Source organism: Tateyamaria rhodophyticola, assembly GCF_047777875.1.
In the GTDB taxonomy this organism is placed as follows: Bacteria; Pseudomonadota; Alphaproteobacteria; order Rhodobacterales; family Rhodobacteraceae; genus Tateyamaria.
On the sequence record NZ_CP180519.1, the window covers coordinates 1398145 to 1410845 of the forward strand.

General features: G+C 63.2%; 15 protein-coding genes. 7 read left to right on the plus strand and 8 right to left on the minus strand.

All coding sequences use genetic code 11. From position 1 onward, the window contains the following. Positions 1-70 precede the first annotated feature (70 nt). Genes ACERHN_RS08530 through ACERHN_RS08540 form a run of 3 tightly spaced genes read left to right on the plus strand, consistent with a single transcriptional unit; the run spans position 71 to position 1496 of the window. Positions 71-535, plus strand: a complete 465-nt coding sequence (locus ACERHN_RS08530; RefSeq protein WP_415922209.1) for a GNAT family N-acetyltransferase — start codon at positions 71-73, stop codon at positions 533-535. Continuing rightward, a complete protein-coding gene (locus ACERHN_RS08535; protein ID WP_415922210.1) occupies positions 532-1014 on the plus strand; it encodes an RNA pyrophosphohydrolase in 483 nt (160 codons plus the stop codon). Before ACERHN_RS08530 ends, ACERHN_RS08535 begins: the two co-directional genes overlap by 4 nt. Continuing rightward, the gene (locus ACERHN_RS08540) at positions 1011-1496 is read left to right on the plus strand and encodes a hypothetical protein (protein ID WP_415922211.1); all 486 of its coding nucleotides are present in this window, start codon (positions 1011-1013) and stop codon (positions 1494-1496) included. Before ACERHN_RS08535 ends, ACERHN_RS08540 begins: the two co-directional genes overlap by 4 nt. Here the strand turns inward: ACERHN_RS08540 and ACERHN_RS08545 are convergent. After that, positions 1459-2274: an alpha/beta hydrolase gene (locus ACERHN_RS08545; protein ID WP_415922212.1), complete on the minus strand. Its 816-nt coding sequence runs from the start codon at positions 2272-2274 to the stop codon at positions 1459-1461. The two genes, ACERHN_RS08540 and ACERHN_RS08545, sit on opposite strands and share 38 nt — an antisense overlap. A gap of 77 nt (positions 2275-2351) precedes the next feature. Between ACERHN_RS08545 and ACERHN_RS08550 the strand changes: the two genes are divergently transcribed. Together ACERHN_RS08550 and ACERHN_RS08555 are read left to right on the plus strand one after the other, a co-directional pair. Then, positions 2352-3827: an NAD-dependent succinate-semialdehyde dehydrogenase gene (locus tag ACERHN_RS08550; protein ID WP_415922213.1), complete on the plus strand. Its 1476-nt coding sequence runs from the start codon at positions 2352-2354 to the stop codon at positions 3825-3827. Positions 3828-3914: 87 nt separating this feature from the next. Further along, entirely contained in the window at positions 3915-4580 is a 666-nt protein-coding gene (locus ACERHN_RS08555) for a L,D-transpeptidase (RefSeq protein ID WP_415922214.1), read from the plus strand. Here the strand turns inward: ACERHN_RS08555 and ACERHN_RS08560 are convergent. Continuing rightward, on the minus strand, positions 4577-4867 hold the full coding sequence (locus tag ACERHN_RS08560; protein ID WP_415922215.1) for a hypothetical protein: 291 nt from the start codon (positions 4865-4867) through the stop codon (positions 4577-4579). The genes ACERHN_RS08555 and ACERHN_RS08560 overlap by 4 nt on opposite strands. Positions 4868-5012: 145 nt before the next feature. On the opposite strand from ACERHN_RS08560, the gene ACERHN_RS08565 reads away from it, so the two are divergent. Beyond that, the gene (locus ACERHN_RS08565; protein ID WP_415922216.1) at positions 5013-5981 is read left to right on the plus strand and encodes a threonine dehydratase; all 969 of its coding nucleotides are present in this window, start codon (positions 5013-5015) and stop codon (positions 5979-5981) included. Here the strand turns inward: ACERHN_RS08565 and ACERHN_RS08570 are convergent. Then, complete coding sequence (locus ACERHN_RS08570) at positions 5978-6337, minus strand: hypothetical protein (protein ID WP_415922217.1); 360 nt, start codon at positions 6335-6337, stop codon at positions 5978-5980. The genes ACERHN_RS08565 and ACERHN_RS08570 overlap by 4 nt on opposite strands. Before the next feature lie 207 nt (positions 6338-6544). Here ACERHN_RS08570 and ACERHN_RS08575 point away from each other — a divergent pair, with 207 nt between their 5' ends. Further along, entirely contained in the window at positions 6545-7783 is a 1239-nt protein-coding gene (locus ACERHN_RS08575; protein ID WP_415922218.1) for an Hsp70 family protein, read from the plus strand. A gap of 190 nt (positions 7784-7973) precedes the next feature. On the opposite strand, the gene ACERHN_RS08580 is transcribed toward ACERHN_RS08575, so the two are convergent. From ACERHN_RS08580 to glcE, 5 genes are all read right to left on the minus strand, one after another. Then, entirely contained in the window at positions 7974-8438 is a 465-nt protein-coding gene (locus tag ACERHN_RS08580; protein ID WP_415922219.1) for an Hsp20 family protein, read from the minus strand. Positions 8439-8572: 134 nt separating this feature from the next. Next, entirely contained in the window at positions 8573-9379 is an 807-nt protein-coding gene (locus tag ACERHN_RS08585) for a trypsin-like serine peptidase (RefSeq protein ID WP_415922220.1), read from the minus strand. Continuing rightward, positions 9376-10155, minus strand: a complete 780-nt coding sequence (locus ACERHN_RS08590) for a trypsin-like serine peptidase (protein ID WP_415922221.1) — start codon at positions 10153-10155, stop codon at positions 9376-9378. Before ACERHN_RS08590 ends, ACERHN_RS08585 begins: the two co-directional genes overlap by 4 nt. 91 nt (positions 10156-10246) lie before the next feature. After that, on the minus strand, positions 10247-11560 hold the full coding sequence (glcF, locus tag ACERHN_RS08595) for a glycolate oxidase subunit GlcF (protein ID WP_415922222.1): 1314 nt from the start codon (positions 11558-11560) through the stop codon (positions 10247-10249). Between the two features lies 1 nt (position 11561). Further along, the gene (glcE, locus tag ACERHN_RS08600) at positions 11562-12671 is read right to left on the minus strand and encodes a glycolate oxidase subunit GlcE (protein ID WP_415922223.1); all 1110 of its coding nucleotides are present in this window, start codon (positions 12669-12671) and stop codon (positions 11562-11564) included. Positions 12672-12701: the final 30 nt, after the last annotated feature.

Here is a 12701-nt window from a genome sequence, read left to right on the forward strand (position 1 = left end):
AATTCCCCTTGGTGTCAGGTATAGAACGCGCGATGTCACGTGCAACGCGGCGTCAATGAAAGGATAAACCGTGATTGACGTAAAACCGGTGGGCAAGGACGCGTTGGACCGTCTCGGAGCGCTTATGTGGGACGCAATTCACAACGGCCCAAGCGCGTACACCGCGGCACAGCGACAGGCATGGCTGCCCGAGGTGCCCAAAGGTGCGCCGTGGGCGGCACGGGTGGGGGACCAGCAGATCTGGCTGGCCCAACAGGACGGAATGGCGTTGGGCTTTGTGACGCTTGCGGACGGGGGCTATGTCGATTTCGCCTATGTCCACAGCGCGGCACAGGGCCGGGGCGTGTTTCGCCACTTGATGACGGCGCTTGAAACAGCGGCACGCACACAGGGAACCGCGCGCCTCTGGACCCATGCCAGCCTGATGGCGCAGCCCGCATTTGCGCGCTTGGGCTTTCGTGTTATCCGGCATGAAGACGTCGCGCGGGATGGCCAGACCCTGTCCCGCGCTGAAATGGAAAAGGCCCTGACATGACCCCCGAAGAGATCGCCAAACTGCCCTACCGCCGGAACGTGGGGGTCATGGTCCTGAACGCGGATGGCCAGGTATGGGTCGGCCAGCGCAAGGACAATTTCAAAGACGCCTGGCAAATGCCCCAAGGTGGCATCGACGACGGCGAAGACGCCCGCGCCGCCGCCCTGCGCGAGTTGGAGGAGGAAACGGGGATCACCCCCGATCTGGTCGAGGTCGTGGCCGAAACCCAAGGCTGGCTGCCCTATGAACTGCCGCATGACCTTGTGCCGAAACTGTGGAAGGGCCGGTTTCGCGGACAAGAACAAAAGTACTTCCTTCTGCGCTTTTCCGGCTCGGATGATCAGATCAACATTGCCACAGAAGACCCCGAATTTTCCAAATGGCGCTGGATGACGCCTGCCGACCTCCCCGATGCCATTGTGCCGTTCAAACGCGACGTCTACGAACATGTGCTCGCCGAATTCGCAGAGCATTTATGATCCGCGCGCTGGCTCTCTTGATCGCCCTCGCGCCCGGTTTGGCAGAGGCGCTGTCCTGCACGCCATGGGGTGTCACGGACGCGTACCTGTCGGCGGACGCATCCCCAAGGGACCACATCATCGTGCGGGGCGCGCTTCAGTTTGACGAACGCCTCTGGCCGCAGGTCGACCTGAACCGACAGGATGAAACGCCGCCGCTCACCCTCATCCCCGGTCGCATCGAAGGCCACGCCTTTTCACGCAACGGACCGGACGTCCCGTTTGCGATCGATGTCACGGTGCAGGTGGCATGTTTTGGCCCGTGGTGTGCGGGACCGGCGCAAGGGGACGTGCTCGCCTTTGTCGAGCGGACCGATGACGGGCACGCCGTGTCCTTTGATCCGTGCGGCGGGACCGTCTTTGCCCGCCCCACCGCAGATCAGATCAAGGCCGTGACGCGCTGTCTCAAGGGCCGCCGCTGCCCGGCGACCGGGTTTCAGTAGTCAGGATGCGCATCAACGCGCTGTCGGCATCCTTCAGCGCGTCTATGATGTCAAAATGGTGCAATCCCGGCACAACATCATGCGCCGCAGTCCACGCCTCCGCCAACCAGCGGGCCTGATCCAGAAACACCGGCCGCTCGTCTGCGCCGACACGGACGGTCACCGGGATGTCGGGCGTGGGTTGGTGCACGGGGCTCGATGCGCGGGCCATCGCCGGATCAAGGGCAAAATCGGCGTTCATCGACGTGCGGATCAGGGGCTCAAGGTCACTGACCGGAGAGATCGGCACCACATGGGTGACCCGTGCCAGTGCATCGCCATGCAACATCCCCGGCGCCAGCATCCGCGCCACCAGATGCCCGCCGGCAGAATGACCCGCAAGCGTGATGGGACCGGACGTGTTCGCCGCAATATGCGTGATCGCCTGCGCAATCTGCTGGGTGATCCCGGCGATGCTGACCCGGGGCACGAGGTCATAGGACGGCATTGCAACCGACCACCCCCGCGCGTTGGCCCCCGTCGCAAAGGCGGACCAGTCGTGACGGTGAAACCTGAGCCAATAGCCCCCATGCACGAAAATCATGGTGCCCCGTGACGCGCCCTTGGGTTGGAACAGGTCATAGGCCGTCCGCTCGGTCGGCCCGTACCGGATGCCCAACCGCGCCCGGTCGCCAAGTGCATCCCGGTACGCCGCAGCCTCCGCTTGCCAACGTGGTGGAAAGCCTTCGGCACCTTCGATATAGGCCCCGTTGGCATAGGCGTCGTCGAGATCTGGCATGATTTTCCCGTGGCTTTGGAACTGGACAACCCTAGCGCTCGTTGGTTCACATGCGCCAGACCCGAAAAGGACATCCCATGCTTGATCAGACCACAGACCTCAAATCCATGCTTTCCGATCCGGCCCTGCTGGAAACCCGCGCCTATGTGAACGGCGCGTGGATCGATGGCAAGGACGGCACATTTGACGTGACGAATCCCGCGCGCGGCGACGTCATCGCGCAGGTCGCTGATCTGAGCCGAAGCCAGGTGGCCGACGCCATCGCCGGGGCAAAAGCCGCGCAGAAGGAATGGGCCAGCTGGACCGGCAAGGAACGCGCAGCCGTGCTGCGCCGCTGGTTCGACCTGATGATGGAAAACGTGGACGATCTCGGCACGATCCTGACCGCGGAACAGGGCAAACCACTGGCCGAAGCGAAGGGCGAGATCGGGTATGGCGCATCGTTCATTGAATTCTTCGCCGAAGAGGCCAAGCGCATCTATGGCGAAACGATCCCGGGCCACCAGCGCGACAAGCGCATCATGGTGATGAAACAGCCCATCGGCGTCGCGGCCTCGATCACGCCGTGGAACTTTCCCAACGCGATGATCACCCGCAAGGCCGCGCCTGCGCTGGCGGCAGGCTGTGGCTTTGTCGCGCGCCCGGCGGAACTTACGCCGCTGTCCGCGATTGCCTTGAGTGTGCTGGCCGAGCGGGCCGGGATGCCTGCCGGCATTTTCCAGGTCGTCACGACATCGAATGCGTCGGAGACGGGCAAGGAGTTCTGTGAGAACCCGGATGTGCGCAAGCTGACTTTTACCGGATCGACGCAGGTCGGGCGCATCCTGCTGAAACAGGCCGCCGATCAAGTGATGAAATGTTCGATGGAACTGGGCGGCAACGCGCCGTTCATCGTGTTTGACGATGCCGATCTGGACGCTGCCGTCGAGGGCGCGATGATGTGCAAGTTCCGCAATGCGGGGCAAACCTGTGTCTGCGCCAACCGCATTTACGTGCAAGCGGGTGTCTACGATGCCTTCGCCGCCAAGCTGAAGGACGCTGTCGAAGCGCTCAAGGTCGGCGACGGCTTTTCCGACGGCGTGACCACCGGGCCGCTCATTTCCGACAAGGCGGTAGAGAAGGTGCAGAACCATTTGACCGATGTGGTGGAGCATGGCGGCGCCGTGCTTACCGGTGGCGCGCCGCACGAACTGGGCGGCGGGTTCTTCCAGCCCACCATCGTGACCGGCGTGACGCAGGACATGACCGTAGCGCACGAAGAAACCTTTGGCCCCCTCGCCCCGCTGTTCAAATTCGATGACGTGGATCAGGTGATCGATATGGCCAATGACACGATCTTTGGCCTCGCCGCCTACTTCTACGCAGGCGATCTCAGCCGGGTCTACAAAGTGGCCGAGGCGCTGGAATACGGGATCGTGGGCGTGAACACGGGCATCATCTCGACCGAGGTCGCGCCCTTTGGCGGGGTCAAGCAATCAGGGCTGGGTCGCGAAGGATCCCATCACGGGATCGAGGAATTCCTCGAAATGAAATACGTGTGCATGAGCGTCTGACATCACCCGGGCCGCACGCGATCACAGCCTCGTGACTCGCGATTGCGGCCCTTGGGTGCGACGTTTGACCAAGACAGGAGCCACAAGATGTTAACCAGACGCCATTTTATCATCACGTCCACCGCGCTGTTCTCCGCGCCTCTTGCCGGGCCGGCACTGGCGCGTCCGATCAGTGACAGGTCCAAATGGTCCCGGTGGGACGCACAGGTCACGCCCGCGAATTTCGACCCAGCCACAACCAATCCATGGGGGGTGCACCGCCGCTTTTTGCCCCAGCGGGTTGAGGCCAATCCGGGGCTGACGCCGGGCGATATCCACGTCGACGCAGTGGCGCGCTATCTCTACCACATCGAACCCGAGGGCACGGCGATGCGCTACGGCGTGGCGATTGCGCGTGGCAATCTGTACGAACCCGGCACCTACACAATCCGTCGCAAGGCCAAGTGGCCGACGTGGACACCCACGCCTGCGATGATCGAACGGGACCCGGCCAGCTTTGCCCAACATGCCGACGGGATGGACGGCGGGCCGCGCAATCCGCTTGGGTCGCGGGCGCTCTACCTCTTTGTCGGCAATCGCGACACGTACCTGCGCATCCACGGCTCCCCCCAGCCCCGGTCCATCGGCGGGCGGGCAAGTTCGGGGTGCGTGCGGATGATCATGGCGCACATCAACATGCTCTATGAAAATGTCGACACGGGCGTCACGGCTGTTCTCTATCCAACCGAAGACAGCGTGACGGCGCGCAGTTAAGCGGCGGGCGCCGGGGCTTCGGCCTCGGGCTGGCGCGTGCAAATCGGCGCGCCAGACTTGGCCCGCAGGGGCAGGAACGTTGTTTCGACCGGGCCGACATGCCGATAGACAAGGCACCCGTCGACCGGATCAACGCGCACGGCCTTCAGGTCCTGATTGGGTCCGGCCAGGTCCACGATTTCTTCGGGCAGCGGGTTGATGAAATTACCGCCGGCCCCGCCGACGGTTTCATCACATGCCGCCAGCAGCACCGCCGCACATCCCAAGACTGTCGCCGTTCTGAACATCTGACATCCCCCATTCTATCCGGTGCCCCGCCCTACGCGCGGGTCTGTCACCCTTTTCTCCCTTATCAGAGTCCCGGTGCGATGTGGCAATACCGAACTGTGTGGGCCCGTTGACGGCACCGAACCCTTGAAGCAGGTTGCGCGCATGCTCAGTTTGACCGATCTCGAAACCGCCGCCCGCTTTGTCCATGACCGCATGGCGCCCACGCCGCAGCACCATTGGCCCCTCCTGAGCGCCGCCACCGGAGCCGAGGTGTGGGTCAAGCACGAAAATCACACGCCGACGGGCGCATTCAAGGTGCGCGGCGCGCTGACATTTATGGATTGGCTGGTCCGCACGCATCCCGATGTGCCCGGCATTTGCACCGCCACGCGGGGCAATCACGGACAGGGGCAGGCATGGGCCGCAACGGGCGCGGGTCTGCGGGCGCTTGTCTATGTGCCGCGCGGCAATTCGGTGGAAAAGAATGCGGCCATGCGCGCCTTTGGGGCAGAGCTGGTGGAGCATGGCGACGACTTCGACACCGCACGGATGGAAGCGTTCCGGGTGGCCGAGGAACAGGGGCTGTTCATCGTGCCGCCCTATCACCCGGAACTGGTGCGCGGCGTGGCAACCTATGCCTACGAGTTTTTCACGGCGCAGTCGGAGCTCGACACGGTCTATGTGCCGATTGGCTGCGGGTCGGGGATTTGCGGCACGATCATGGCCCGCGATGCTTTGGGGCTGCGGACCAAAGTGGTGGGCGTTGTGTCAGATCAGGCGCAAACCGCAAAACTGTCGGTCGAGGCCGGGCGTCTGGTCGAGACGAACTCTGCCAGCACGTTTGCCGACGGTATGGCCGTGCGGGTGCCGGTGCAGGAGGCGTTCGATATCTATGCGAAAGGTGCCGACCGGATCATCGCGGTCAGCGATGACGCGGTGGCGGACGCCATCCGCCTCTATTTCACAGCAACGCATAACGTGGCCGAAGGCGCGGGTGCTGCGCCGTTGGCCGGGTTGATGCAGGAACGCGATGCCATGGCGGGCAAACGTGTCGGTGTGATCCTGTGCGGTGGCAATATCGACACCGCCTGGATGCAACAGGTGCTCGCCGGTCAGACGCCGCAGGTCTAGAGCTCTTCGGGGCGCACGCCGATACCGGGCGTGACCTTGAGCCCTTCAGGCGGCAGTTCGCTGTCATAAACCACGAGGCCAAGCCCGTATTCCACCGCATCTTCGGCCGCCATGCGCAGCGCCTCTTCGTCGATGCTGGAGGGGCCGTCCTTGATCTCACCGGCCTTGACAACCTTGACTTCGAGCCAGCCCATTTCGGTGGCACCGCCCACCGCGATATCCTGCCCTTCGACAAAGGACGGGGCGTGGGCAAAAAGCATCAGCGCGTGCGGTGTTCCAGCGGGAAAGGGGATGTCCTCACTGATCCCTGCAATCGCCTCGGCAAAAAACATCAGCAACTTGTTGTCTTCGGACATGTCCCGTCTCCAATCCCTTGAACTATCATTTTGTTTTTCTGCGCCGATTATCCGCGCCCGCCCGGTCCGGGTCAACCACGTGACGCGTTTTGCAGGCCACAGTGCCGGTTTACATTTGATGCGCGACCTGAGAGACGCCGGGGCCTGGTGGCAGACCGGCCCTTCGGGGAGAGTTTTTCTTGCGAGATGAAGACAGGATCAGCGCAGATGACCGCAACGCTTGGCATTGATTTCGGAACGTCGAATTCGGCGGCGGGTTTCGTGCGGGACGGCGCGCCGCATCTGGTGGATATGGGCGACGGGGCAACGACACTGCCGACAGCGGTGTTTTTTGATTTTGACGCGCGGGTCATGCGGATGGGGCATCCGGCGCAGGCGGCGTTGCTCGACGGGGTCGAGGGGCGGTTCATGCGGGCGCTGAAACGAGTGCTAGGCACATCGCTGATGCATGAAAAACGGCAACTGCTGAATGAACGGGTGACCTTTGTGGACATCATCGCGCGGTTTCTGGCGCAGATGAAAGCGCGCGCAGAGGCCGAGGCCGGGCACGCGTTTAACCGGGTTCTGTCCGGGCGGCCGGTGGTGTTTCATGGCACGGACGATCCGCGCGAGGCGCAGGCGGAGGCGGATTTGCGGGCCTGTTATATCGCCGCGGGGTTCGGGGAGGTTGCGTTTTTGGCCGAGCCGGAAGCGGCGGCGATTGCGGCAGGGGCTACGGACGGCGCAACCGGTTTGATTGTCGATATCGGTGGCGGGACGTCGGATTTTTCGGTGTTCCGCGTGGCGGGTGGCGCGGTGCAGATCCTGGCCAATCATGGGGTCCGCATTGGCGGCACGGATTTCGACCGGGCCGTCAGCATCGCGCAGGTGATGCCGCAGTTCGGCCTCGGCACTGCGCTGCGCAATGCGATTGGGCCGGGTACTTTGCCAGCACCCAAGGGAGTGTTTCACGACCTGGCAACCTGGGAAAAGATCCCGTTCCTTTATTCAGCGCGCACATTGCGGGACGCCAAGACCATGGCGCAGCAAGCGGAAGATGCGGCGCGGTTTGAACGGTTGGTCACCGTGCTGGAACACGAGCTGGGCCATGACGTTGCCTTTGCCGTCGAAGCGGGGAAAATCGCCGCAAACGGGAATGCGGCAGGGGCACAGATTGACCTGCGCCAGGTCGAGCGCGATTTGACCGTTCCAACGGACGCGGTGACGCTACGCCAGGTGCTGGAGCCGTTTGGGGACACCTTGCATCAGGGGCTGCGCGACACCTTTGCCCACGCCAATTGCACAGCAGGTGACATTGATCAGGTGATCTATGTTGGCGGCTCGAGCCTGATGACATTGGTCACAGATGTCGTGCGCGCCACCTGCCCCAACGCGCAACACAGCTTTGCCGACGTGTTCACAGCGGTGGCCGATGGGTTGGCGATTGCGGCCAGCCGCAGGACCTGAGTGTTGCGTGGGCATGAAAAACCCCCGCGCAGGGGGGAGGATGCGCGGGGGTGGGTCAGGCGTGTCACAGCCTGACAGGTCGTCGAAACATCGCTCCGGATACCTAATGGATCATCCGCCACCGGGCGCGTCGAAATCCGTGATTTCAGGCCGCGTCGGGTGGTCCAGATGTTTCGGCGCGTGCTCCGGATCAGTTCACGGCCTTGGCGTCGACCACGTCCGTTTCGATGGCCTTTTGGCTGGCAATCTCGATCCGCCGCGGCTTGAGCGCCTCTGGCACTTCGCGCACAAGATCAATGTGCAACATGCCGTCCACATGGGACGCACCGGTCACGACCACATGGTCGGCCAGGTGGAAGCGGCGTTCAAACGCGCGTGTGGCAATGCCGCGATGCAGGTAGGATTTGCTGTCCTCGTCTGCCTTCTTGGCAGAGACAATCAGCGCCTTTTCCTTGACCTCGACGTTGAGATCGGCATCTGAAAAGCCGGCAACGGCGACCGAAATCCGGTACGCGTCGTCATCTGTCTTTTCAATGTTGTAAGGGGGGTAGCTGTTGGAGTTGTTGTCCGTCGACAGGACCCGGTCCATCAGGTCCGCGATCTGGTCGAAACCAACAGTTGCGCGGTAAAGCGGTGCAAAGTCGTATGTACGCATGTCATCCTCATCTTTGAGCGATTAACGGCGAACCTTCCGCAGTGGACAGGCCCGCAGGTTGCTATGGTCGGACCCCGTCTTGGGCATCCGATGAAGTAGATGTGGTGAGGATTTCCGGCCGTTCAAGACCCTTTTCAGGGGCGTACGAATTTTGCCCCGAGGCCGCTGCGATTGCTGCCGCCACCCACGGTGATGCGGCGCGCATTGGCAGTGGGCGGCGCAATCTGCAGGCGCAATTGCCGTTTCAGCTCTGTAACACGGTCGGGCAGGACCATGCCCACGGACCGTTTCTGTCCCTCGACCGAGATCATGCCGGAGATCACGGCCATGATGCGCCCGCGCCCGTTCAGATGCGAGAAAACCGGCGCGCCCGAGGATCCGAAGGTGACATCACAATCAAAGATCATCGCATCCCCCTGGCGGGCCAGCATCTGGCATTGCTTCTGACGGGATTGCGCATTCGCACGGCCCTTGCCGTACGAAACAACACTGACCGATCCGGGCCGGATGCGGTCGGCATGTACGTAAAACGGCGGCACCTCATGAGTGGCAATCGGATCGGCCAGCCGGATCAGGCCAACGTCATAGGCGACATTTTCCGCCGACAGCGGCGCGGTGGGCTGAAACCTCTCATGCGCGGCGGCATCGCGCGCGGACCGGCTGGCCACCGCACGCCCGTCCCGCAGACCAGCGTGGAACCGGATATTGTCCGTCGGCCAAAGCTGATCGGTGCCGGGCCTGTAGAGGCAATGCGCCGCCGTCAGAACAAGGTCCGGCGCAATCAGCGTGCCGGAGCAGAACGCGCCCCGACCAAAATCAATGCGTCCCACGGCCTTCCAGCTGGCCGCCGAATATTCGGTATCAAGCGTGCGCAGGTCAGTTGTCTGCGCGGCTGCCGTCCCGGCAAGGCCGAGGAAAAGGGCTGTGATCAAACGTTTCATGGTTTGACGAACTTTGCGCCGGTGTCGTTGCGGGGCGCACCCACACGCACATTGCCCGTTTCGGATTGGGCCACCAGCTCCGCTTGCAACTGCGCCAGTGGCGCGCCCAGCGATGTGCCAAGTGACACCGCCTGCCCTTCGACCTCGGCTTTGGCCGATACCACGGACACGATGTGCACCGCACTCCCGTCGATCACAAAGATCGGGGCACCCGAACTGCCAAACTCGACCGAGCAGGAGGTAACCAACACGCCGTCCTGCTGTCCGATCACCCGGCAGAAATCCTGAAGCGACGGCGCTTCGGCCCGGCCCTTGCCGTAACTGACCAGCGCCACATGCGCGCCGCGCCGCGGGCGGGTGGCGGTGGTGAATGGCTTGATCCGGCCATCCCGGATCGGATGATCCAACCGCAGAAGCGCGAGGTCAAAGCGCATCTGCGCAGCCCGTGTCTGTTCTTTGCGGTCATAGTCGGGGTGGACAACGGCCTGTTTCACCGTGCGGTATGCCGAGGCGCGCCCGTCCCGCCATCCGGCAAGAAACTCAATCTGGTCCGCATCGATGCGCGCGCCGGTCTGCTTGTCGAAAAGGCAATGCGCAGCGGTCAGCACCATGTCGTCGGCAATCAGCGCGCCGGTGCAAAATCCTGTGTCGCCAAGGTTGAGCCGCCCGACCGCTTCCCAGTCACGGGCGTCCACACCGGACGCCAAGCGCTTCAATTTGCTGTCCTGGGCGAATGCGGTTGACGTGACAACCAGTGCCATAAGCGAAAGGGCCATCCATCGCCGCATCGTCAAACCATCCCCAAAACAAAACTATACCCGAACGGCGTAACGGCGAATGGCGGCAAAAATAGGGCAACCGGCAAATTTATCGCAAAATGGGTACATCCGACGGGGCACGATCCAGCGCAGGGGGGCGCGGCCCGCCCGTGGCCCAGTCCAGCAACTCCACCGTGTGCACGACCGGAATACCGGCGGCAGACCCGATCTGCATCATGCAGCCAATATTGCCTGCGGCGATGATATCCGGGTTGGTCGCCTCAAGCGTGCGCACCTTGCGTTCCTTCAGCTGCGCGGAAATCTCCGGCTGCATCAGGTTGTAGGTCCCCGCCGAGCCACAGCACAGGTGACTGTCCGCAGGTTCCACCACGCGAAAGCCCGCCCGTTTCAACAGGTCCTTGGGAAAGGTCTTGATCTGCTGCCCGTGTTGCAGCGAGCAGGCCGCGTGATAGGCGATGGTCAGGTCCTGCGGCGCGCCCTCGGGCAGCTCCAGCTGCATCAAAACCTCGCTCACATCCATCGCAATGTCCGACACGCGCGCGGCATCCGCGGCCAGCGGGTCATTGCGGAACATGTGCCCGTAATCCTTCACCGTCGTGCCACAACCGGACGTGTTGATGACAATCGCATCCAGGCCCTGACCGTCCATCTCTTTGGTCCAGGCGCGGATGTTCTTGGCCGCCGTCCCGTGGCTTTCCGCCGTCTTGCCCATGTGATGGGTCAGCGCACCGCAACAGCCCGCGCCTTCGGCCACCACGACCTCACAGCCCAGGCGCGTGAGCAGACGGATCGTGGCATCGTTGATATCCGTGTTCAGCGCCTTTTGCGCACAGCCCGTCATCAACGCCACCCGCTTCTTCGTCGGCGCGACGGCGGCAAAGCTCTGTGGATCGTCATTGCGGCTGACGGGCGGAATGTGCTTTGGCGCCATGTCCAGCATTGCGCGCAACCGTGCATCCGGGATCAGCGGTGCAAACGGACGCCCGATCTTGGCCAGCAGAAGCGCCACCCGGAACCGCATCGGATAGGGCAGGATGCGCGCCAACACCCACCGCAAGGCCCGGTCGGTAAAGGGCCGTTGGTACCGATCCTCGATATACTCCCGCGCGTGATCCACCAGATGCATATAGTGCACGCCCGACGGGCAGGTGGTCATGCAGGCAAGACAGGACAGGCAGCGGTCAATATGTTTGACCACTTTTTCATCCGGTTCCCGGTCGTTCTCCAGCATGTCCTTGATCAGGTAAATCCGCCCCCGCGGACTGTCGAGCTCATCGCCCAGCACCTGATAGGTCGGGCAGGTCGCCGTACAAAACCCGCAATGCACGCAATTGCGCAGGATCTCATTGGAGCGGGCAACCTGCGGATCGGCAAGCTGTGCGTCGGAAAAGGTTGTTTGCATGTCAGGCTGCCATCCGTCCGGGGTTGAGAATACCGCGCGGGTCGAACCGCGCCCGCAACTGCGCGGTGAGCGCCGCCACCGGCGCAGGCTCGGGCTGGAACATGGGCACCGTACCGCGCAACGCGGCGGGCCCCTTGATCAAGGTCGCATGCCCACCCAGCGTGGCCGCCTGCGCCTGCAGGCTATGGTGCAACGGTTGCGACGCACTGTGACCCACCCACACAAGGCCACCGGCCCAATCCATCATGCTCTGTGCCCCGTCCGGCAGGGCGGCAATCACCGCTGGCCCGTCGCTGGGCTTGACCGATACGCGCCACACCGCCTCCGCGTTGTGCAAGGGCTTACCATCCCGCACCCGCGTCCAATCGGCATCGGCAACGACGTCAACGGACCCGAACGGACCCAACACCTCGGTCAGTGCAGCCGCCCGGTACGTTACCGAGCTGTCGAACCCTTCCACCCGCAGCCAGACGTCCCCGCCAATCCACGCGGCCCCCGACACCTCATAAGGAGAGCCGAGTGCAGCACTCATCGCCCGCACCGCAGCCTCCGGCGCAAGCTCACGCAGAACGAGCGTCGTGGTGGTCTCGACGGCGGGCAGCACCTTGAGGCTGACTTCCGTCAACACGCCCAGCGTGCCATGCGATCCGGCCATCAATTTCACCAGATCATACCCGGTGACGTTCTTCATCACCCGGCCACCGTTCTTGATCACCTGACCCGCACCATCCACAAAGCGCACCCCAAGCGCGAAATCCCGCGCGGCACCGGCCTGAATGCGGCGCGGCCCGCTGGCATTGGTGGCCACAACCCCGCCAATCGTCGACGCACCGGTTGTGCCCAACAGGCCCGTCAAATCCGACGGCTCAAAGGCCAACCGCTGGTTTTCCGCCGCCAGCGTCTCTTCGATCTCCGACACCGGGGTGCCCGCCTGCGCCACGATGGTCAAAGCGCCGGGCTCATAAAGCGTCACACCGCGCAACCCCGACACATCCAGAACGTCGGCACCGTCCGGCGCCATATGCCGCGTCCCACCCCCCTTGATCGCCAACGGCCCGGCAGCCGACCGCACCGCTTCGGCAACATCCGCCTCTGTCGTGATCTGATCCATCTTCATCTCGCCTTATAAACTCCGGGGGTG